The 22268-nt window shown below is 27.9% G+C and carries 20 protein-coding genes; 9 read left to right on the top strand and 11 right to left on the bottom strand.

All coding sequences use genetic code 11. The annotated features are described in order from the left end of the window. Positions 1-448: 448 nt before the first annotated feature. Both rpoD and dnaG read right to left on the bottom strand, forming a co-directional pair. Positions 449-2209, bottom strand: a complete 1761-nt coding sequence (gene rpoD, locus Q0J90_RS05110) for an RNA polymerase sigma factor RpoD (RefSeq protein WP_297276872.1) — start codon at positions 2207-2209, stop codon at positions 449-451. After that, positions 2206-4026 (bottom strand): DNA primase, encoded by a 1821-nt coding sequence (dnaG, locus tag Q0J90_RS05105; protein WP_297276871.1) that lies wholly within the window; start codon positions 4024-4026, stop codon positions 2206-2208. Before dnaG ends, rpoD begins: the two co-directional genes overlap by 4 nt. Before the next feature lie 235 nt (positions 4027-4261). Between dnaG and Q0J90_RS05100 the strand changes: the two genes are divergently transcribed. The 4 genes from Q0J90_RS05100 to Q0J90_RS05085 are packed head-to-tail and all read left to right on the top strand — an operon-like array spanning position 4262 to position 7174. Beyond that, on the top strand, positions 4262-5308 hold the full coding sequence (locus Q0J90_RS05100; protein ID WP_297276870.1) for a hypothetical protein: 1047 nt from the start codon (positions 4262-4264) through the stop codon (positions 5306-5308). Next, positions 5292-5858: an NUDIX domain-containing protein gene (locus Q0J90_RS05095; protein ID WP_297276869.1), complete on the top strand. Its 567-nt coding sequence runs from the start codon at positions 5292-5294 to the stop codon at positions 5856-5858. The genes Q0J90_RS05100 and Q0J90_RS05095 overlap by 17 nt, the downstream gene beginning before the upstream one ends. Positions 5859-5860: 2 nt before the next feature. Then, complete coding sequence (gene lepB, locus Q0J90_RS05090; RefSeq protein WP_297276868.1) at positions 5861-6382, top strand: signal peptidase I; 522 nt, start codon at positions 5861-5863, stop codon at positions 6380-6382. A gap of 3 nt (positions 6383-6385) precedes the next feature. Further along, positions 6386-7174 carry a YdcF family protein gene (locus Q0J90_RS05085; RefSeq protein WP_297276867.1) on the top strand — a complete coding sequence of 263 codons (789 nt, stop codon included), beginning with the start codon at positions 6386-6388 and terminating at the stop codon, positions 7172-7174. Between the two features lie 9 nt (positions 7175-7183). On the opposite strand, the gene Q0J90_RS05080 is transcribed toward Q0J90_RS05085, so the two are convergent. Genes Q0J90_RS05080 through Q0J90_RS05070 form a run of 3 tightly spaced genes read right to left on the bottom strand, consistent with a single transcriptional unit; the run spans position 7184 to position 8958 of the window. After that, positions 7184-7513, bottom strand: coding sequence for a branched-chain amino acid transporter permease (locus tag Q0J90_RS05080; RefSeq protein ID WP_297276866.1), 330 nt, complete (start codon positions 7511-7513; stop codon positions 7184-7186). Then, on the bottom strand, positions 7506-8219 hold the full coding sequence (locus Q0J90_RS05075; RefSeq protein ID WP_297276865.1) for an AzlC family ABC transporter permease: 714 nt from the start codon (positions 8217-8219) through the stop codon (positions 7506-7508). The genes Q0J90_RS05080 and Q0J90_RS05075 overlap by 8 nt, the downstream gene beginning before the upstream one ends. A gap of 1 nt (position 8220) precedes the next feature. Next, the gene (locus tag Q0J90_RS05070; protein ID WP_297276864.1) at positions 8221-8958 is read right to left on the bottom strand and encodes a copper homeostasis protein CutC; all 738 of its coding nucleotides are present in this window, start codon (positions 8956-8958) and stop codon (positions 8221-8223) included. A gap of 121 nt (positions 8959-9079) precedes the next feature. Between Q0J90_RS05070 and Q0J90_RS05065 the strand changes: the two genes are divergently transcribed. Beyond that, positions 9080-10171 carry a hypothetical protein gene (locus Q0J90_RS05065; RefSeq protein ID WP_297276863.1) on the top strand — a complete coding sequence of 364 codons (1092 nt, stop codon included), beginning with the start codon at positions 9080-9082 and terminating at the stop codon, positions 10169-10171. A 49-nt stretch (positions 10172-10220) separates the two neighbouring features. Here Q0J90_RS05065 and Q0J90_RS05060 read toward each other — a convergent pair whose 3' ends face one another. The 4 genes from Q0J90_RS05060 to Q0J90_RS05045 all read right to left on the bottom strand — a co-directional run bounded on the left by Q0J90_RS05060 (position 10221) and on the right by Q0J90_RS05045 (position 13849). Next, positions 10221-10706 carry a glutathione peroxidase gene (locus tag Q0J90_RS05060; RefSeq protein ID WP_080513319.1) on the bottom strand — a complete coding sequence of 162 codons (486 nt, stop codon included), beginning with the start codon at positions 10704-10706 and terminating at the stop codon, positions 10221-10223. 144 nt (positions 10707-10850) lie between these two features. Then, positions 10851-11348: a thiol peroxidase gene (gene tpx / locus Q0J90_RS05055; RefSeq protein ID WP_297276862.1), complete on the bottom strand. Its 498-nt coding sequence runs from the start codon at positions 11346-11348 to the stop codon at positions 10851-10853. A 101-nt stretch (positions 11349-11449) separates the two neighbouring features. Next, the gene (locus Q0J90_RS05050) at positions 11450-12103 is read right to left on the bottom strand and encodes an RluA family pseudouridine synthase (RefSeq protein ID WP_297276873.1); all 654 of its coding nucleotides are present in this window, start codon (positions 12101-12103) and stop codon (positions 11450-11452) included. A 12-nt stretch (positions 12104-12115) separates the two neighbouring features. Beyond that, entirely contained in the window at positions 12116-13849 is a 1734-nt protein-coding gene (locus Q0J90_RS05045; RefSeq protein WP_297276861.1) for a 6-hydroxymethylpterin diphosphokinase MptE-like protein, read from the bottom strand. 143 nt (positions 13850-13992) lie between these two features. Here Q0J90_RS05045 and Q0J90_RS05040 point away from each other — a divergent pair, with 143 nt between their 5' ends. From Q0J90_RS05040 to gyrA, 4 genes are all read left to right on the top strand, one after another. Then, the gene (locus tag Q0J90_RS05040; RefSeq protein ID WP_297276860.1) at positions 13993-14418 is read left to right on the top strand and encodes a response regulator; all 426 of its coding nucleotides are present in this window, start codon (positions 13993-13995) and stop codon (positions 14416-14418) included. A 52-nt stretch (positions 14419-14470) separates the two neighbouring features. After that, entirely contained in the window at positions 14471-15151 is a 681-nt protein-coding gene (locus Q0J90_RS05035; RefSeq protein ID WP_297276859.1) for an N-acetylmannosamine-6-phosphate 2-epimerase, read from the top strand. Positions 15152-15226: 75 nt separating this feature from the next. Next, positions 15227-16870 carry a PTS transporter subunit EIIC gene (locus Q0J90_RS05030; RefSeq protein WP_297276858.1) on the top strand — a complete coding sequence of 548 codons (1644 nt, stop codon included), beginning with the start codon at positions 15227-15229 and terminating at the stop codon, positions 16868-16870. A gap of 175 nt (positions 16871-17045) precedes the next feature. Continuing rightward, positions 17046-19550: a DNA gyrase subunit A gene (gene gyrA / locus Q0J90_RS05025; RefSeq protein WP_297276857.1), complete on the top strand. Its 2505-nt coding sequence runs from the start codon at positions 17046-17048 to the stop codon at positions 19548-19550. 126 nt (positions 19551-19676) lie between these two features. Here gyrA and Q0J90_RS05020 read toward each other — a convergent pair whose 3' ends face one another. Both Q0J90_RS05020 and Q0J90_RS05015 read right to left on the bottom strand, forming a co-directional pair. Continuing rightward, positions 19677-20480, bottom strand: coding sequence for an SDR family NAD(P)-dependent oxidoreductase (locus Q0J90_RS05020; protein ID WP_297276856.1), 804 nt, complete (start codon positions 20478-20480; stop codon positions 19677-19679). A 61-nt stretch (positions 20481-20541) separates the two neighbouring features. Further along, entirely contained in the window at positions 20542-21873 is a 1332-nt protein-coding gene (locus Q0J90_RS05015; protein ID WP_297276855.1) for an MATE family efflux transporter, read from the bottom strand. Positions 21874-22268: the final 395 nt, after the last annotated feature.

The following is a 22268-nucleotide window of genomic DNA, read 5'->3' as shown; positions in this document are numbered from 1 at the left end:
CATGCCTATTAAATATAGGGTATAACCTATAAAAATGCAGTTCTTCGCGAAGCGTATCCGAGTTTATCGAGGATATAGGTTCTTTTATACCAATACCGAAAGGTACCTTGCCTACGGCACGCAGAGCTTCGGTAAAAGAACTGGGGTTCGGGGCAAAGCCCTGAAACTATTTTTAATTAAAAAAACTAATCTATTCCCACTGCATTTCGTTTTGTAAAAGAATTTTTATATACTAAAATAATTAATTATACAACATATAAAACATTATTTTATAACTAAAATTATGTTGGAAATTATATAACTAATTTTATCAAGTACTTTTTTAACCTGCCTTATATAACAAATTCATAAAATGTAATTACTATAGAATATAGTGAAAAAATTAAAATATAAAAAAGAGCAGCTATATAAAAAAATAACTGCTCTATTAATAAAAACTTGAAATCAATTAAGAATCAAGAAAATCTTTTAACTCTTTCTTTTTTGACTGTGCTCTTAATCTTCTTATAGCCTTAGCCTCTATCTGACGTATACGCTCTCTTGTAACTTTAAATACATATCCAACCTCTTCAAGAGTATGGCTGTATCCGTCTACAAGTCCGAAACGCATTCTTATTACCTTCTGCTCTCTGTCTGGCAAACCGTCTAATATAGAATCTATTTGCTTTCTTAATATTTTGAAAGTAGTAATATTCTGAGGGCTTTCAAATTCCTTATCTTCTATAAGTTCACCCAAAATAGTATCCTCTTCATCTCCTATAGGAGCATTTAAAGATACTGGGTCTTTAGCCACATTTCTGACACTTTTTACCCTGCTTTCAGGCCAGCTTAATGCTTTAGCAATCTCTTGTATAGAAGGCTCTCTTCCGTACTGCTGCATATACTGTCTTAAAACTCTTTGAACTTTGTTAATTTGTTCTATCATGTGAACCGGCACTCTTATTGTTCTAGCCTGATCGCTTATAGAACGTGTTATTGCCTGACGTATCCACCAAGTTGCATAAGTAGAAAATTTGTATCCTTTTTTGTACTCAAATTTATCTACTGCCTTTATAAGACCAATATTTCCTTCCTGTACTAAATCAAAGAAATGGAGTCCTCTATTAACATATTTTTTTGCTATTGCTATTACAAGTCTTAAATTAGCTTTAACAATATGATCTTTAGCCTGAGCAATTTTTCTTCTTGAAGAGTCTATTTTACGTACCCATTCAACCAAAGTTTCTTTATCAATACGTACTTCATCATAAATATCAGCCATACGTACTTGTGCTTTATGGAAACTTATTATTACAGCTTCTATTGCTTCCGGTGTAATATTAAACTCATCAACTAATCTTATGAATATATCCTTATTGCCCGCTTCTATCTCTTTATAGTAGTTTTCAAAATCTTCTATTTCTTTATAATATCTTTTCTTTAATTTCTCAAAATATTCTTCTATTTGATTTATTCTGTGAAGATAGAACTTTAATTTTTCTGCTATTCTGTCTATCTCCATTCTATTTAATCTTACTTTAGTTAGAAGTTTTACAATATTTTCTTTAACTTCTTCCTGTTCCTTAGTTAAACTCTTTATAGTTTTCTGAGTAGTAATTTTTTTGATTCTCTTATCTAAAGAAAGATATTTATCAGCTAATGCAGTATATTCTTTTTCAAAATTTTTATATTTTCTTTCTAATTTTCTTTTTTCCTGAGTAGAAACATTGTATATTCTAGGAGGCTCTAAAATTTCATGTATTGATACTTTTCCTACCTGAACATTTTTAATAGTGTTTAATACCTCTCCAACTACAAGATGAGTATTTAGAATTATAGATTCTATTTCAGATTCTCCGGATTCTATTTTTTTTGAGTAATCAACCTCATCATCATGAGTAAGAAGGCTAACCTTTCCAATTTCTTTAAGATAAAGTCTTATAGGATCATCATTGTTTCCTACTTTATCTTCTACATGTATAAATTTAGCGGCATCATCAATTTTATTTTGGCTTTTTGAAAGGCTTTCAAATTCTCTTTTATCCTCTACAGTAACAATGTTTCTTGCATTTAATAATTGAAACAATATATCTATAACATCAGCATCCACATTGTCTATAGCACTGTTAATCTCTTTATATGTGAGATATTTATTTGTGTTTCCTTTTTCTAATAGTTTTCTGATTTTTTCGTTTTTAATCAAAAGATCGCAATCTTCTTCTATCATCATAAATCACTTCCTTGATGTAATTTTTCCTTTTGCTTATTAAGTAAATGTATTTCGCGGGCCTTTGCACATATAGCCTCAAATCCGTCATTACTTTCAAGAGTGTTATTAAATGTATTACCCTGTAAAAGCTCTTGCCTTTTAGAGTCTATGTCTCCGCTTTTAATTTTAATAATAAGCTCCTCCAGTTTTTCATATATATTATCATTATATAGTTTTTGTTTGCTTAGAATTTGATTGGCCACATGCTCATTACCTAATATGTCCAAAGCATCCTGAACCGTTGCTTCTTTATTAAGAGTTAAGAGTCTTATATAAAATTCCCTTGTTATATCTTTCTTTATTAGATCAACACTAATTTCTCTTTCAGCCTCTTTAATTAAAGAAGGATTCAAAGCAAGCAAGTATATTAAGCTATTTTCATAATAAAACTTGTTATTGTTATCTGCTTTTTTTATAATTTTTTTATTGTTAGAAACACTCTGATTTGATTTATAGTTACGTAAATAATCCCTGTTAAAAGCCTCCCTATCTACTAAAAGTTTAGAAGACACATGAGAAATAATCATTTGCTTTTCTGTCTCACTATTAACAACATCCAAATACTTATAAAAACTATTAATAATAGATAATTTCTCTTCTATTGAAGCAGAGGATACATCATTTTTCAAATTAGTTTCTATAACGAAATCATACCAATTCAGTCTATTATTATATAATATATCAAACCGTTCTTTTTCATAAACTGTAAAAAATTCATCTAAATCTTTAGTTTCTTTTATAGAAAGTATAGTTAATTTTAAATCAAATTTCAATAATGTTAAAATAGCTGATTTTGCCGCTTTTATACCAGCTTCATCGCTGTCTAAAGCTAAAACTACATTTTTAGTATATTTTTTAATTTCTAATGCATGCTCATCTGTTATAGCTGTACCTAAAGTTCCTACAACATTTTTTATATCCATTTTATGGCATGCTATAGTATCCATATACCCTTCAACTAATATAACCTCATCTTTCTTCATTATATGGCTTTTTGCTATATTTATTCCATATAAAGCCGATTTCTTTTTAAAAATCATGCTTTCTTTAGAATTTAGGTATTTAGGTTCTTTTCCGTCTATGCTTCTAGCTCCGAATCCTATAACTTCTTCTCTTTCATTTATAATAGGAAACATTATTCTATTAACAAATGTATCATAATAATGATTAGGATTATTTTTACTTACGCTTATAAGTCCTAATATATTCATATTATTTAAAGTTATTTTATTCTCAGTTAAAGCATTCATAAGGGAATTCCAGCTTGGCGGTGCATATCCTATTTTGAACTCTTTTATTATATTGAATGGTATTTTTCTATTTTTAAGATATTTTTCAGCCTCTTTATAAAAATAACCTCCATCTTTATCCCTTAATAATAGGGTTTTTCCAAAAAAATTACATGCTATTCTATTAATTCTTCTGCTTTCTAAGTATATTTTATCTTTTTGAGATGTTTTTGCAGAGAAGAAATCGCTGACATCAACTGAAAATCTGCTTCCAAGATATTGCACAGCCTCTTTAAAAGTTTTATTTTCTTTTTCTTTTAAATAGGTAATAACATTTCCTTTAGCACCGCATGTAAAACATTTATATACTCCCTTATCATCATCAACAGACATAGAAGGGTTTGTTTCCTGACCGTCTTTATGAAAAGGGCATTGTACAGTATATTTATTTCCTCCTCTAGGTACTACTTTATATTTATCCCTTAAGATATCTATAAGAGATACTCTAGACAGCAGATTATTTAACTTTTCAATAAATAAATTATCCACAATTAATAAACCAAATAAGAAATTTATATATTAATCGGATATAGACATTAAAAAATATATGCTGCACCCATAAATAAATATGCATAAATATAAAAATATTTTAAAAAAAGTCAAGCAATTATATAAATTATAATAAAAAAAATATGAAAAAAAATCAATTTAATTTACAAACTTATCACTTGACAAAATTCATTTTTTTATTATTATAATGCAATATCTTTTTTGGGGAACAATTGTGCTTAGTTATTTTGAAAAGAGTCAAAGAAGAAGAAGGATCTTAAATAATATAAAATCAAGAAGGATTATTATTAATAAATTTCATATTCCGCTTGGGATAGTTCCAAGCAGATATGCTAACCCTGCAGAGGGTACAAAAATAGAATTAAAAAATACTAATAATGGAGACATATATTCATATAGAATATCTGTATCATCAGAAAGAATCGCTAATTTATATTTAAAACTTTTAAAACTTTTTCCATCTTACGGAACTATGGTTATAGAACGCATTAGTGAAGATGTTAACAGGGATTTTGATGTTTTAATGAGCGACCCTGATATTTCTTTAAATGAGATAAAAAAAGTATTTAAAAAGTATAATGATTTATGGATTGAATGCGGATTTGTAGGTTTTGGCGTAATAGACGAACTTACAGAGTTTGAAATATTCATAAATTTAGACAAAGAAATAGAAATAAATACTACATACAAAAATATGCATAAAATTAACCGTATATTAGATGCATATAATGTATTTAATGACGATGCTTCTTTTATTGGTGATTATGAAAATTGGCATTATTCTTTATCATCTATAGTATCAGATGAAGGATGTTCTGAAACATATGAGTACATATTTGATTATTATGATATAATTAATAATTTAAAACAAATATATGGTTTTACTACTATTAATTTAAATGAATCAGATAAATTAGTAAAAGTTGCAAAATGGTGGAATGTTACAGTTAAGGGATTAGGTAAATGTAAGAAAAGAACTTTCATATCTACATACTATATAGTTGCAAATACAATAGAAGAAATGGAAACATTAATAGATGAAAAAATGAGAGATATGAATATTGATTATTATTACATTTATGATTTTTATAATGTTGATCCTGGTAATTATAATTATGAAAGTGTTAATGTTGTTGATTTGCATAATATCTCATTTGAGAATGCACCTTTTGGTATTTGGGCGCAGTCGGATGTATTTATATGCAATACAAAGAATATAGCTTCATATTATATAAATAAAAATTATGCAAGAACATATTAATGATCATTTTGAAAATGCTTTAAAAATAAAAGAGCATATTAAATATCAATTTAAATACTGTCCTTATTGCGGTACTAAAGATTCCTTAATATTTAATGGCATAAAGGTTTTGGAATGTTCTAATTGTAAAAGAACATATTTTTTCAATCCTGCTTCGGCTGTAGGAGTTATAATAGATACTCCCAGCGGAATAGTATTTGTTGAAAGAAAATTTGAGCCTAAAAAGGGCTATATAGATATGCCCGGAGGATTCTGCGAGCCTTATGAAAAGGTAGAGTATACAGCTGTCAGAGAGGTATTAGAGGAGACTGGAATAAAACTTGATGATGTTCATTTTCTAATAAGCGGAGGAAATGAATATATATATGACAGAATCATGTATGTAACTTCAGATTTATTTTTTTATTCTGTATTGGATTATACTCCTAAGGTTCATGCAGATGATGATGCAGCGAGTGTAAGTTTCATTAAAAGAGAAGATATAGATATGGAAAAAATAGCATTTGAATCTGCAAAAGAGGCTTTATCCTATTATCTTAAACATTATTGATTATGATAAATAAAAAACAAGTTATAGAAATATTATTAGCGTCATTTCTTGCTGTTTTTCTTGCAGCTTTTATAAGAATATTTTTTTTCGATACATATATTGTAACTAATAAATCTATGGAGCCTACATTTTTGGAAGGAGATCAAATACTGCTTTTAAAAAGAAGTTTTATATTTAATGGTATAAAAAATTTTGATGTTATTGTATTTGATTATAATAACAGCAATTTAGTAAAAAGGGTAATAGGTGTAGAAGGCGATAAAGTAGAGATTAAAGACGGCGGATTATATTTGAATGATAAACTTATAGAGCATGAATATTATATTTTTTCAAATAAGGATAATCGATTATACATAGTAGGGAATAATCAATATTTTGTTTTAGGGGATAATATAGAGGTAAGCGAAGACAGCAGATATTTTGGGCTTATAGATAAAAAAGATATAAAAGGGCAGGTTATACTTATATTCAGCCCCAAAAAAAGATTTCAGCTTTTCAATAATATTTTTCATCACGATAATTAATTTATGAATAAAAATATTGCAGATTATATTAATATAGTATCCGATTTTTGCGGTAAAAGGGATATTGATTTTTTGACTAGAGAAGAACTATATAAAAAATACAATATTAATAAAGCGGATGTTATGGTTTTATTCGGAGGAAGTATTATAGCCGGAGGAGATATATTAGCTGATGCTATAAAAAATAATATAGCTGACAAATATATAATAGTAGGAGGGGCAGGACATACTACCGATTCATTAAGGGTACAAATGAGAAAGGAATTACCTAATATTTTAATAGATGATAAAATTACTGAAGCAGAAATGTTTAATAATTATATTGATATTAAATACGGATTAAAGGCTGATTTTTTGGAATTGAAATCCACTAATTGCGGCAATAATATAACATATATGCTTGAATTATTAAAAGAAAATAATATACATTTTAAAAGCATAATAATATCTCAGGATGCTTCAATGCAGCACCGTATGGAAGCTGTATTAAGAAAATATATTTCAGATGATATTTTAATTATTAATTACGCTGCTTATAAGGCAAGAGTAATTAATTCTAATAATAAACTTATTTATGAAAAAGAAATATTAGGTATGTGGAATATAGATAAATATATAAGTCTTTTAATGGGAGAAATACAGAGGCTTAATGATGATGAAAACGGATATGGTCCTAAAGGAAAAGATTTTATTGTTCATGTTGATATACCTGATGATGTTATGAATGCATTTTATGAGTTAAAAAAAGAATATATCGATTATATAAGAGAGGCAAATCCTTTATATTCTTAAAAATAATTATTATACAAAAATAACTTGAACTAAAAACATATAAAGTATAGTTCCTGCTCCTATGCTTATAAGTACATTTCTTTTTATTATATGAAGAACTACAATAACTGCTATAGATATTAATTCAGGCAAGGCATAAGGAAATTTTATAATATTAATATCTTTAAGACAATACACTACAAGAAGTGCTATCATAGAATACGGTAATATTTTACCTAAAAATTGTACATATCTATTTTCAGATAATGATTTATTTATTATCAAGAAAGGAAGAAACCTAAGGAAAGCAGTTCCTATTACAATCATCAAAGCAGTTATTAATATCTCTGTATTATTCATATATTTTTCCATTTTCATTATATTTATAAATTACGCTTATAGATATAAATATTAATACCATAGCAAGTATTATAAATATATTAGTTTTAAATATTAAAATAGGTATAGAGCATAAAAGCCCAATTAAAGCACCTCTATGATCTTTAGAGTCAAGCCATTGTTCTGTAAATATCACAACGAATAAAGCAGTCAAAACAAAATCAAGCCCTTTAGTATTAAAAGTTATAAAAGAGCCTATCAAACATCCAAGCAATGTACCTATATTCCAATACATGTGATTTATGAAGGCCACAAAGAAAAGAAATGCATTTTTATTAATATTCTCCGGTATATCTGCAGAGCATAGTATTGAAAAAGTTTCATCGCTTAGAGTATATATCAAATAAGGTTTTATAATTCCTGTATTTTGAAATTTTGATACAAGAGATATTCCATAAAACCCTACTCTTGAATTAACTATTAATGTGAGTATAAAAGCATATAGAGGATTAAAAGGAGCTAAAAATAAATAATTAATAGCCGTATACTGCATGCTTCCGCAATATGCAAATAAACTTAAAAAAACTGCAAGCCAAGTATCAAGGCCTTTAGCTTTCATAAGTACGCCATAAGCCATACCTAAAAATATATACCCTACAAGAACAGGTATGGTAAAAGGAAAGGCATATTTTAATGCTGAAATTAAATCATTTTTTTTAGTATTCATATTATAACTTTGATTTTATATTCTTCACTTTGTTTTCATCAGTATATTTTACGCTGAACTCTGCTGGTCTTAAAGCGGCTCCCATAAATACATTTTCATTTCTGTATTCCATTAAACTATTAACTGTTTTGTTTGCCGTCATATGATATTCATTAGCTTTTACAGTGTCTTTTATATATTCAATATTTCTTTCATTTATTCCGCTTCCAGGCATTATTATTATTTTATCATTATATTTTTCAACCAATTCTTTTAATTTTATTATACCGATCATAACATTGGCTTCTCCTCCTGAAGTGAGTATTCTCTCAAAACTAAGCGATATAATATCTTCGCATGCTTTATTTAAATCTGAACTTACATCTATTGCCCTATGAAATGTTGCCCTAGAGCTTCCCCATAAATCTAATAATTGAGAGCATCTTTCTTTATCAACTTTTCCATCTTTTGTAAGTATGCCGAATACTATGCCGTCAATTTTTAATTCTTTCATTAGTTTTATTTCTTTTTTCATTATTTCAAATTCAATATCATCATAGCAGAAATCTCCGCCTCTAGGACGAACCATTGCATATATCGGGGCATTTACTTTTTTTCTTGCTAATTCTAAAACGCCATAACTAGGAGTGGTGCCTCCCTCAAACATATTGCCGCAAAGCTCAAGTCTGTCAGCTCCGCCTCTTTCAGCATTTATGCAAGACTGAACAGAATCAACACATATTTCTATTTTTGTATTCATAATAATGCCTTTATAAATTATCAAATTAATTAAAACATATAGATTATACTAGAAATTTGCCAATTGTCAAAATATATTATATAATACCCGTAATATCTATTTAATAATTAGGATTAGGTTTATGAAAAGAATATTTATAATGTTATTACTTAATATAATTTATATATCTGCTTTTGCTGACACTACTAATATAACAAAGCATATATTTTTTACTCTTGAAGGAAGCATTGATAAATACCCTATTACAATAAACATACATATTGAAAGTCCTGATAATATTACTAGAAATAAAAAGTCTAATATAGACGGATATTATAAATACAATAATGTTAATACTCCAATACCTATAAGCGGAGAAATGGATAAAAATACTATTAAATTTACTGCCTTTGATTATAATAATTCTAATAAAAAAGAAGAATTTAGTTTTAAAATAAATAGTAGTCAGTTAAATAATATTATTAATTTAGGAAATGGTAAAAAGAATATTGATTTAAAAGGAAACTGGCAAAACAATAATAAAAAATTAAGCTGTAATATAGAAACTGTAAAACCTTTAGGGGATAAAATATATGCTGTTTATGATATATCTGTTTCTAAAGAATATAAAGATAATACTTATGGTTTATCTGCAGTTTACATAGAAAATTTAAAATCATCTATATATAAAGGCGAAATCATAAACAAAATAAATAATACTAATGAAATGATTAAAAAGATTAATGATGATATTGCTAAAGTAAATCTTAGTGGAGAAGAAATTTTTTACGAAGTTAATTTTTATAATTTTTATAACAATTTTTTTAATGATAATATTTTATGTTTTACAAGCAGTACAGAATACTATTATGGAGGAGCATATCCTGATACTGCAATATATCATTTTACATTAGATATTAATAAATTAGAAATAAAAAGATTAACTTTATCAGATTTTGTAAATGACAGCGATAAATTTAGAAAAACTTTGCAAAGCGAAATTGATAAATATTATAAAGAAATTGGAGAAGATGATTTTACTATTGATGTAATAAATAAATCTGATAGTTACTATGCTGAAACTTTAATGTCAAGAAATGTTGCAATTAACAGATATTCTGACAGTATTAGTTTGCATATAAGATTTGAACTTCCTCATGTTGTTAGAGCACTTGATGATTTTGAGATATCTTTTGAAAAATTAAAGCCTTATTTAAAAAAGAATATTTATTAATACAATAAAAAAGAGCTTCTATATAGTAATATATAAAAGCTCTTAATTTTTATTCTTTTTTTAATAATTCGGCTACTATCTCATCGAGTTCTTCAGGCTTTACTCTAGGATCATAGCGTCCGACTATATTTCCTTGTCTGTCTATTAAAAACTTACCGAAATTCCATCTTATTTTATCAACGCCTTCTTCAGTAGGCTTTTCAGTTCTTAAATAAGTAAATAAAGGATCAGCATTTTTGCTATTAACTTTAACTTTATCAAATAGTTTGAAAGTAATGCCGTATTTCTCCTTTCTAAACTCAGCAATTTCTTCAATAGGTTCTTTAGCCTGTCCTCCGAATTGATTACAAGGAAAGTCTAATATTTCAAAACCTTCTTTTTTGTATTTTTTGTATAAATCCTGCAACGCAGAATATTGCTTCGTGAATCCTCATTTAGTAGCTGTATTAATTATTAATAATACCTTTCCTTCATATTTTTTTAATTTCACATCTTTACCTTCAGCATCTTTCACTGTATAGTCATATATGCTCATATTTATTCTCCATAGTTTTTATTTTTTATATAATAATTATAAATTAGTTTTATCATATATGCAAACAATATTGAGTGTAAATAAAAAAGGCATATCATTAAAGATATGCCTTTAATTTTATAGTTTTATAATGTACTTATAAGATTATAAAAGAGCTTTAGCAGCTTTTAAAGCAGATTCATAATCTGGTTCATTAGTGATTTCAGGAACATACTGTACATATTTAACAACATTGTCTTTATCAAGTACGAATACAGCACGAGTTAAAAGCTGTAATTCTTTTAATAAAGTACCGAATTTTCTTCCAAAATCTTTTTGATTATAATCAGAAGCTACAATGTGTGAATTAGCATTAGCAGCAGCACACCATCTAGCCTGAGCAAATGGTAAATCTACTGATATTGTTACAACTGTTACTCCTTTAAGAGAAGCAGCTTCTTTATTAAATCTTTTACTTTGTACATCGCATACAGGTGTATCTAGTGATGGTACAGATGAAATGATTTTTACAGTGTCTCCAGCATCTTTTAAAGACCATGGGCTTAAATCAGTTTTTAATACTGTAAAATCTAATGCTTTTGATCCAACAGATAATTGAACACCTTCTAAATTTTGTGTTGCACCTTGAAATGTAACTGTCATTTTTTACTCCTTCAATATTATTTTTATAAAAAGAAAAAATAGTTATCTTTTAAAGAAAATATATAATTATTGAAAAAAAAGTCAATAAAAAAAAGAAATTATTATATTATTTTTGATTCTTGCAATAATTTAAGTCTTATTAAAAACTCTTTATTGTACTTTATACTTATATTTATATCGTTTTTTGTGATAGGATGAACAAAATTAATCTCTTTTGCTATTAATGCAAATCCTTTCATTTTGTAAATATTGGCATTTTTAGAATATATTTTATCCCCTATTATTGGATGACCTATATATGAAAGATGTACTCTTATTTGATGAGTTCTTCCAGTTACAGGTTTTAATTCCAATAAAGTATGTTCATTAAGTTTTTTTAATATTTTATAATATGTTACAGCAGATTCTCCGCCTTCTTTAGTAGATAATGGAATTCTTTTATTAGGATTTTTCTTGTCAATTCCTATAGATATATCTATTTTTCCGCTTTCATTTTTTATATTGCCTTCTACTATGGCATGATATATTTTATTAACTTTTCTTTCTTTGAAAGAATCCTCAAGATAAATTTTAGTATTTTCATCTTTAGCAAGTATTACTATTCCTGATGTGTATTTATCTATTCTATGCACTAAATACAAACTGCTTATATTATTATATTGTTCTTTTAATATTTTAATTAAACTATCATCAACTTCAATTTCAGCCTCTTTATTGATTGCTAATATATAATCATCTTCGTAAATAATTTCTATCTTTTTCATGCTTTATAGTTTTTTTATTATCATAGATATTCTTGTAAAAAAATAATTAATGTTTCTTAAACTTTCCATAATCAAGAATATAAGTTTTTCTTTAGTTCCTCTTTCGCCTCTTTCGCACATCATAATAGTTGTTGAAAGTATTGTTTTTAATATGCTTACTTTATTTTGATACTCTTTTATTGTGTTTATAGTTCCTGAATATATATTATCTATATCATCGCAATTATTGTTTATATTATTATATGTATCGAGTATAATATTTCTAAACTCTTCTAATGTATTTTGAAGATTTATATATGCATCTTTAATATTTTGATTATCATTTTCTTTAAATATATTATTTGCTATGTTTAACGCTTTTTCTTTAATATTATTTATTAAAAAGTCATTAATATTTCCTTCTTCCATAGAGTCTATTTTTACAGCTTCATAAGTTAATCTTTTTATTTTCATGTTTGAATATTTATTTTTAAAATCATTAAAATATTCTATTTGACTTTCAAATACAAATTCAGTAGGCGGATAATTATCTATATTTGTATTATTTTTTATAGTATTAAAATAATATGATTCATAAGTTTTTAATTTATTTGACTTATTTACCATATATTCATAGGACAATGCATGTTTCATGTGTCTTTCATAAAAAGGATAGCTATTATCAAATCCTATTAATAGAACTTCTGATAAACCTAAATAATGTGCAAAATCAATCATAGTTGTTGCTACAGTATTAGATGTAGTTAGATGTGATATAGGAGCAAATTCTTTTATGTATTCTATTATTCCCAAATTATCAATTGAAGTAAATCTTATCATTTTGGATTTGTCATTAATATTTCTAGGTATTATTTTGTTACATGCCATATCCATTACTAAATATGGGAAATTAGAATTTTCGTATACAAAATCTAATGAATTAAAAAATCCTCCATCAACAGTTACTACAAAATCCGGTATTATACCATGTTTACATAATACACTATAGCTTGTATCAACACATATTATTAAAAAATTTTCCCTATCTTTTTTGATTATTTCTATGCTGTGTTTTAATGTAGGACCAGGACATATCAGCAATGCTTTTAAATCTTTAAATGCATTTTTAAAAACTAATATGTCAGCAGATTTTTTTATATACTCGCTGTTAAATATAACATTTTTAGTCCATATATTTTCAAAATACATATTTGTAAATATATTGGATATTTCTTTCTCCATAGTGTTTAATATTTCACTGTAAAATATATTAGCATTATCTTTTTCTTCTTTTGTAAGAGAAGGCAGTATAACTAAATTAATACCATTTGTATTTTTATAGTCTATTAACTGGTTTACATAATCTATTGTATCATCTTTATAAACAAAGAATATATTTTTATTATTGGTGTTATATATGTTATAGTATGAATATTTAAACAATTTTATATCTTCAATGACTATAATTATTTTTAATGTTTCTATAGTTTTTTGATTAAAATAATCATTAATGTTTTCCATTAAAAATTTTAAGTTATATCCTAGTCCATAGCCGTATATTATGAGCAGATTTTTGTTTTTATTAATTTTTTCTAATGATTTTCTGCATTCATTATTTATATTATATTTGCTATGTACAGCTCTTCCATTTTTAGAAACTACTGTTATGCCGTCTTTATTTTTCTCTAATAGATACGAAGAGTCTAAATCGCTATTTTTTTCTTGTATTAAACTATGCAGTTTAGCCGATATATTCATTCAATTATAATAACAAAAAATGTATAAAAATCAAATTATATAGAAAAAATATTTTTTTGTTTAATTTTTATAAAAAATAATTGACAATCTTTACAAATTTTATAGATTTATAAGTATGATAAAATATTTTGGGGTATAATACAATGAGTAGTTTTCCATTAGGAATTAATAGTAAAACAAATAAGCCGTATAAAGTTATGGTTATAGATGATTCAAGTACTATACGTATGGCTGAGAAGAAAATACTTTTGTCTGAACAATTTGAGGTTATGCTGGAGTCTGACGGAGCAATGGATGCTTTAAAGAAATTAAGAGAAGCAGAAGAAAAGCCTGATATTATAATGATAGATTTTGAAATGCCTCAAATGAATGGTATTGATTTATTAAAAAGAATAAGAGCTTTAGATGTTGATTCAAAAATAATAGTTGTTACTTCATATGCTAATAAAGGCGTTTTAATGGAATTTTTAAAGCTTAAAGTAGACGGATATGTTGTAAAGCCTATTCAGCGTCAAACTGTTATGGAGCATTTAGCTAAGGTTTTAGGAAGAGAAGATTATTTAAAATAATTATTTTTTATATTATAATTCCTTATTATATAAATTAATAAGGAGTTAATCTATGAATGAAGTTTTTAATAGAATTAAAGGCAAACTTATAGTATCATGCCAGGCATTAGAAGATGAACCATTATTTAGTTCTTTTATAATGGGCAGAATGGCTTTGGCTGCAGCACAGGCTAAAGCAGGCGGTATAAGAGCTAATACTGTTGCCGATATACAAGAAATAAAAAAGAATACCAATCTTCCTATTATTGGAATAATAAAAAGAAATTACGGCGATTGCAATGTATATATTACGCCTACTATGAAAGAGATAGATGAATTAGTTAAAGAGGGTGTAGATATCATTGCAATTGATGCCACTAAAAGAGAAAGACCTGATAAAGTTGAATTAAAAGATTTTGTAAAAGCTATAAAAGAAAAATATCCTAATCAAATTATAATGGGAGACATTTCTGATGTTTCTGAGGCAGTTTATGCTGAGAGTATAGGCATTGATATAGTTGGAACAACATTATGCGGCTATACTGATTATACCAAAGGAAATGAACCTTTAAAAACTTTAGAGGAAGTTTTAAAATCTGTAAAAATACCTGTAATCGGAGAGGGTAATTTAGATACTCCTGAAAAAGCTAAAAAAGCTATAGAAATAGGAGCATTGGCTGTAGTTGTAGGCGGTGCTATAACAAGACCTAAGCAAATAGCAGAAAAGTTTGTAAAAGCTATAGAATCTTTATAAAAAATCATACATTTATATCAATTTTTATTTATTATGTTATAATAATTTAGCTAAAAAAACAGGAGAAAATAATAAATGAAGAATTCATTTGCATTGCTTCAGAAAATAGGAAGATCTTTCATGCTTCCTATAGCCATACTTCCTATGGCAGGTATATTATTAGGTATAGGCGGAGCTTTTACAAGTCCTACTTTGATAGAAACATATAATTTAACTTTTTTACAATCAGGAAAACCTTTAAATTATGTTTTAGTTTTATTGTTTAATGCGGGTAATTTTGTATTTGCTAATTTGCCGCTTTTATTTGCAGTTGGTATAGCTATAGGTATGGCAAATAAAAGTAAAGAAACAGCAGCACTTTCTGCGGTAGTTGGTTTTTTATTGTTTCATACAGTTATAGGTGTTATATTAAGATTCCAAGGACATACTCCGGATAATACAACAGTTGATGCTTTAATGGCAGCAGGCTTAAGTGCAGGAGAGGCTGCCGGTACTGCCGCTTTATACGCTAGAGAGCTTGGTATATTTACATTGCAGACAGGAGTATTCGGAGGTATTATTTGCGGTTTATTATCTGCATTCATCACTAATAAATTTGCTAATCAGACATTGCCGGATTATTTGGCATTTTTCAGCGGAAACAGATTTGTTGCAGTTTTAACTATGATATTTTTTATACCATTAGCAGCCATATTTCCATTTATATGGCCTAGTATATTCAGAGGCATAGTAAAAGCCGGTGAATTATTTGCAGCTACTGGTTATATAGGTACATTCTTCTATGGTTTTGCTATGAGAATATTGAATGTATTCGGACTTCATCATGCTATATATCCATTATTCTGGTATACTGAATTAGGAGGTGTATTAGAAGTAGGCGGTAAAATGATAGCCGGAGGACAGAGAATATTTTTTGCTCAGTTAGCAGATCCTACAGTAACACATTTTAGTGCGGCTGCAACTAGAACTATGACAGGCGGATTTTTACCTATGATGTTTGGTTTGCCTGCTGCTGCTTTGGCTATGTATCATGTAGCTGATGAAGAAAGCAAATCAAAAGCTAAAGGTATATTATTGTCCGCTGCTTTAACTTCATTTTTAACAGGAATTACAGAACCGTTGGAGTTTACATTCTTATTTGTTGCTCCTCCTCTGTATGTTGTTCATGCTGTATTAGAAGGTTTAGCATATATGCTTATGTATGTATTGAATGTTGCGGTAGGTATAACTTTCTCAAGAGGATTAATTGACTTTACATTCTTCGGATTATTACAAGGAATAGGTAAAACTTCTTATCAATGGATACTTATATTAGGACCGGTATATGCGGTTGTTTATTATTTTGTATTTAAGTTCTTAATAGTTAAATTTAATTTTGCAACTCCTGGAAGAGCAGGAAGCGAAGTAAAATTATACAGAAGAGCTGATTATAATGAGAAAGAGGGTTCTAAATCAAATGATAATAAAGCAGATGATGACAGTATAATCGATTCAATAGTTGAGGCACTTGGCGGAGTTGATAATATAGATAATATAGATGCTTGTATTACTAGATTAAGAGTTACTGTTAAAGATCCTGGTAAAGTTGCAAGCGATGAGGTATGGGCTTCTCTTAATTCTAAAAAGGTATTAAGAGCTGGAAACGGAATACAGGCAATTTATGGAACTCAGGCTGAAGTTTATAAAAATAAAATTATACAAAAATACAATATAAAATAAATAAGTTATGAAATTATCAGCACATATCTGTTATTTTTAATAATGGATATGTGCTTTTTTGTATGAAATATTATTATTTTTACAAATTTCTTACTTATTATATATATTATTTTATATTGATAATTTTACATTAAAATGTTATAATAAGATAATATTTTTTTAAGGATAACAAGTTATGGCAGTAAAAAAGAATAAAGAAGATAATTCGGAAGAAAGACAATATTCCACACTGACAAAAGATATCTTAAAAAGAGTAGATCATATTTCAATAGAAAATGAATTAAGAGAGTCTTATTTAACTTATGCTATGAGCGTTATCGTATCTAGGGCATTGCCTGATGTTAGAGACGGTTTAAAACCTGTTCATAGAAGAATACTATATGCCATGTATGATGCAAATCTTACACATGACAAACCATATAAGAAATCCGCTGCTACGGTAGGGGAAGTTTTAGCACGTTATCACCCGCATGGAGATGCTGCTGTTTATGGTACTATGGTTAGAATGGCGCAAGATTTTTCTATGAGGTATTTGCTTGTAGACGGACAAGGAAACTTCGGTTCTATAGATGATGACCCTCCTGCAGCAATGCGTTATACTGAAGCTAGAATGACGCGTTTTGCTGAAGAGATGCTTAATGATATAGAAAAAGAAACTGTTAAATTCGTACCAAACTTCGATGATTCAAGAACTGAACCATCTGTACTTCCTGCAACAGTTCCTCAGCTTTTAGTTAATGGAAGTATGGGTATTGCTATAGGTATGGCTACGAATATGCCGCCTCATAACTTAAAAGAAGTTGTAAATGCAGTAATTTATTATATAGATCATCAGGACGCTGAAATAAAAGATTTGATGCGTTATGTTCAAGGTCCGGATTTTCCTACAGCTGGAATTATATACGGTAAAGAAGGAATAAAAGAAGCTTATACTACCGGAAAAGGAAGAATCAAATTAAGGGCAAGACTTGAAGTAGAAGAAACTAAAAGAGACAGAGAAGCTATAGTCGTTAAAGAACTTCCTTACGGAGTTGTAAAAACTACTTTGCATGAAAAGATAGCTGAATTAGTTAAACAAGGAAAAATAGAAGGCGTAGCTGATATTAGAGATGAATCAAGCAACAGAGCAGGTATTCGTCTTATAATAGAACTTAAAAAAGGCGTTGCTACTCAGATAGTATTAAATCAATTATGGAAGCATACTGATTTAGAAACAACTTTCGGTATAATAAATCTTGCTTTGGTTAATGGCGAGCCTAAGGTATTAAACTTAAAAGAACTTATAAAATATTTTGTTGATCACAGAGTTGAAGTAATCACAAAAAGAACAGAATATGATTTGAATCAGGCTAAAGCTAAAGCACATATATTAGAAGGCTTATTAATAGCACAGGCTAATATTGAGGAAGTTATTAGAATCATAAGAGAAAGCGAAAATACTGATGCTGCTAGAAATACACTTATGGAAAGATTCAAACTTTCTGAGAAACAGGCCCAGGCTATACTTGATATGCCTCTTAAACGTTTAACAGCTTTAGAAAAATTAAAAATAGAACAGGAATTACAGCAATTAAGAGAGTTTATAGCTTATTGTGAAGATTTGCTTGCTCATCCTGAAAAAATACTTGCTGTTATCAAAGATGAACTTAAAAAGATAGCTGAAAAATACGGCGATGACAGAAGAAGCGAAATAATAGGAAAAACTGATGATACTGAAATAGATGAAGAAGATTTGATACATGATGAAGATGTTGCTGTATCTATTACTACTCAGGGATTCATTAAAAGAGTACCTGCTTCAAGTTACCGTACGCAGGGAAGAGGCGGAGTAGGTGTTCAAGGCGGAAAATCTCAGGGCGAACATTATATAGAACATTTATTTGTTGCTTCTACTAAAGATTATTTATTTATTTTCACAGACAGAGGTAAGGCTTTCTGGATGAAGGTGCATGAGATACCTGCATTAAGTAAGATATCTCAGGGAAAAAGTATTAAATTTATACTTAATTTAGCTCCAGAAGAAAAGATTACAAGCTACTTTACAGTATCTGATTTTGATCCTAAACAGTCAATAATAATGGTTACAAAAATGGGTACTATAAAGAAGATGGAATTAAAACATCTTGAAAATGCCAAAAAGAGAGGAATACTTGCTTTAACATTAGAAAATAATGATGAGCTTGTTGCTGTTTCTGCTGTTCAGCCTGGAGATGACTTTATAATGACTACAGCTACTGGTCTTGCTTTAAGAATAACTGAAGAGAAAATTAGAAAAATGGGAAGAGCTGCCGGAGGAGTAAAAGGCATTTCTTTAGATGATGATGATATTTGCGTATCCGGTAATGCTATACATAAAGGCGAATCATTAATTGTTATCACAGAAAATGGAATAGGTAAGAGACTTTCTTCCAAACAGTTTAATGTTAAGGGTAGGGGAGGAAAAGGCCAAATATATATAAAACTTGATAATAAAACAGGTAAAGTTGTCAGTGTAAAAACTGTAGGTGATAAAGATGAGATTATGGTTGTTACTACTGATGATATGACAATAAAGATTAAAGCTGATTCTATACCTGAACTTGGAAGAAATGCTAAAGGCGTAAAAATAGTTAATATTTCTGACGGTGCTAGAGTGAGCGACTTGGCTGTTGTTCCTTTAGATGAAGAAGAAAAAAAATAAATAATATAAAAATAAATAAAGCCTATATTCTTTATAAGAGTATAGGCTTTTTATTTATACAAAACTAAATTAATTTATGTATTTGAAAAATAAATAGTAAACTCTATATTATTTTTTATAAATATATTATCCTTTCTTTCCTCCCATATCCATATACTGACTGTACATGGGTGAAGGAAGTCCGAAACCTCCTGCTACAGGCATAGTTTCACCTGTTATAAATGATGAATTATCGCTAGCAAAGAATAATACAGCATTAGCAATATCTTCAGCAGTTGCTGGTCTGTTTAATGGTACATTCTTTAAAAACATTTTTAAAAATTCTTCTGACATACTCTCCATTGCGGCATCTGTTGCAACAAATCCAGGAAGTACAGCATTGCATCTTATATTATTTCTTGCATACTGAACTGCAATATTTTTTGTAAGAAAGTTTATTGAAGATTTTGATATACCATAAGCTAGTCTTGACATATCAGGGAAAATTCCTCCTACAGATGATATGTTTATTATACTTCCTCCTCCTGTTTTAATCATTTGCTTAACAGCAGCCTTTGAAGGAAGATAAACACTTTTTAAGTTCTCATTAACTATATTAAAAAAGGCTTCAGTATCTCCATTAACTAAGTCAAAATCTTTACTAGTATCAGTAGTACCGAAATTATTAACTAGTATATCGATTCTATTTTCTTTTTTTATAACATCTTCAACCATAGAAGTAAATGTTTCTTCTTTAGTAGCATCAAAATAAACAACATCAGCATCTCCTCCGTTTTTTATTATTTTATCTGCTACTTCTTTTCCTGCTTCAAGTCTTCTTACAGCTAAATAAACTTTTGCACCATTTTCTGCGAGTTTTTGAGCACAAGCTAAACCTATACCTCTTGTAGATGAAGTTACTAATGCTATTTTTTTATCTAAAAGTTTCATTATCATATATCTCCTTTGTATTTTTATTTAATTATATTAAATTTAATAATTATTTCTATAATTAATTAAAAATATTTTGAAAATATATAGTTCTGTATTTAATAAAAAATACTATAACAATAATAAAAGTTAAAACTTCTGTAATAGGCATAACATACCATATACTGTCTTTAACAAATACTAAAGGCATTATGAATATTAAAATGCCGTTTATTATTAGTCCCCTTAATACAGCAATTATAAAAGAAGATGAAGGCTTCATTATTGCCTGAAAATAATAAGTTGCATATACATTGAAAGGCAGTATTAAAAATGATGTAAAGTAAGCTCTCATAATATTTTTTGATATCGATAAAGCTTCTTCTGAAGGCTTCATAAATGATTTCATTAAGAAGTCTGTATTAAAGTATGTGAATAATGTATATACTATGCTAAGCACCAAAGCTGAAAATATGCTGCATTTTACTGCTGATTTTATTCTATCCATTTTTCCAGCACCTAGATTTATTGATATTATAGGCTGAGCAGCTTGTCCTATTGCATAAGCAGATGACTGAACTAATATATTAATATTTATTATTACTGAATAAACAGCCAAAGCAGAAGTGCCGAAATACTTCATTATCTGTCTATTAAACATTAAAGCTAATATTCCCATTGCTATATCTATAAAGAATGTAGAAAAACCAATAGATGCAATATTCTTTGATAATGAAAATACTTTATTAACCTTTTGAAATTTCAAAGTATTTTTTTTAGTAAATAAATGAGATATCAATATAGAAGCAGTAATAATTTGTCCTATAGCTGTTGCAAGTCCAGCACCGAATATACCCATATTGCATATAAATACAAAGAAATAATCACCGAATATATTGAAAATACCTCCTGCCATAACTCCTATAGTTGCTTTCATAGGAGCATTATCATTTCTAAGGAATGCTGCAAAAAACTGACTGAAAGCAAATAAAGGAAGAATAATTTTTTTTTTTTTTTTATATTTTTTAGCTAAATTGAGCAGAGCTTCATCAGCACCAAAAAAATAAAGTATATTATCTTCAAATATCAATGATAAAATCCAAACTATAAATATAACTATAGATAAAGATATAAATGAAGCGGTAAAAAAAGTATTTGATTTATCATATTCACCAGAGCCTTTTGCCTTGCTGAAAAGTACAGAACCTCCTATACCAAAAAGAAGCCCTATACCATATATAACATTCCATATAGGAGCGAATACAGCCAAAGCAGCAGCTCCATTATCTCCTTCATATTGTCCTACCATAGCAACATCGACTATAGAATAAATAGCAGCTATCAAAGCACTTCCAAAGCTAGCAGATAAATATTTAAAAAATATCTTTTTTACATCTGTTTTTAGCATATCCATAAATAATACTCCTATATAAAAGTTTAAAAACAAAAAAGGCTGGATAAGAAATCTAATAATTTAGACATCTTATCCAACCTTTGGTATTTTTTATCTCCAATAAGTCCTCCGATGAACTTGGCATATATTATATCATATACAATTTATAAGTCAAATTTTGGACTAAATTTATAAAGCATATTATTAATATTTATTTATTGATATTTTTTAGATAATATATTATATTAGTATACATATTTATTATATTATAGATATGTAGAAGATGTAATACTATGAGAAAGTTTATTTTTACATTTATTTTTATGTCGGTATTATCGGCATTTCTTTATTCTTTTCCGTATAAGATGTATACTGGAATGACAGGGGCTTTGCGTCTCGGAGGTACTCTCTATATT

Source organism: uncultured Brachyspira sp. (genome assembly GCF_944390595.1).
Classification (GTDB): domain Bacteria; phylum Spirochaetota; class Brachyspiria; order Brachyspirales; family Brachyspiraceae; genus Brachyspira.
The sequence above is the reverse complement of the archived record's forward strand: the minus strand, read 5'-3'. Positions and strand labels throughout refer to the sequence as shown.

Bases quoted from the DNA above. Each gene is read 5' to 3' on its own strand.
- rpoD (WP_297276872.1), bottom strand. From the start codon at position 2,209: ATGATGATAGAAGAAGATTGCGATCTTTTGATTAAAAACGAAAAAATC.
- Q0J90_RS05095 (WP_297276869.1), top strand. From the start codon at position 5,292: ATGCAAGAACATATTAATGATCATTTTGAAAATGCTTTAAAAATAAAA.
- lepB (WP_297276868.1), top strand. From the start codon at position 5,861: ATGATAAATAAAAAACAAGTTATAGAAATATTATTAGCGTCATTTCTT.
- Q0J90_RS05085 (WP_297276867.1), top strand. From the start codon at position 6,386: ATGAATAAAAATATTGCAGATTATATTAATATAGTATCCGATTTTTGC.
- Q0J90_RS05080 (WP_297276866.1), bottom strand. From the start codon at position 7,513: ATGAATAATACAGAGATATTAATAACTGCTTTGATGATTGTAATAGGA.
- Q0J90_RS05075 (WP_297276865.1), bottom strand. From the start codon at position 8,219: ATGAATACTAAAAAAAATGATTTAATTTCAGCATTAAAATATGCCTTT.
- Q0J90_RS05070 (WP_297276864.1), bottom strand. From the start codon at position 8,958: ATGAATACAAAAATAGAAATATGTGTTGATTCTGTTCAGTCTTGCATA.
- Q0J90_RS05065 (WP_297276863.1), top strand. From the start codon at position 9,080: ATGAAAAGAATATTTATAATGTTATTACTTAATATAATTTATATATCT.
- tpx (WP_297276862.1), bottom strand. From the start codon at position 11,348: ATGACAGTTACATTTCAAGGTGCAACACAAAATTTAGAAGGTGTTCAA.
- Q0J90_RS05045 (WP_297276861.1), bottom strand. From the start codon at position 13,849: ATGAATATATCGGCTAAACTGCATAGTTTAATACAAGAAAAAAATAGC.
- Q0J90_RS05040 (WP_297276860.1), top strand. From the start codon at position 13,993: ATGAGTAGTTTTCCATTAGGAATTAATAGTAAAACAAATAAGCCGTAT.
- Q0J90_RS05035 (WP_297276859.1), top strand. From the start codon at position 14,471: ATGAATGAAGTTTTTAATAGAATTAAAGGCAAACTTATAGTATCATGC.
- Q0J90_RS05030 (WP_297276858.1), top strand. From the start codon at position 15,227: ATGAAGAATTCATTTGCATTGCTTCAGAAAATAGGAAGATCTTTCATG.
- gyrA (WP_297276857.1), top strand. From the start codon at position 17,046: ATGGCAGTAAAAAAGAATAAAGAAGATAATTCGGAAGAAAGACAATAT.
- Q0J90_RS05020 (WP_297276856.1), bottom strand. From the start codon at position 20,480: ATGAAACTTTTAGATAAAAAAATAGCATTAGTAACTTCATCTACAAGA.
- Q0J90_RS05015 (WP_297276855.1), bottom strand. From the start codon at position 21,873: ATGGATATGCTAAAAACAGATGTAAAAAAGATATTTTTTAAATATTTA.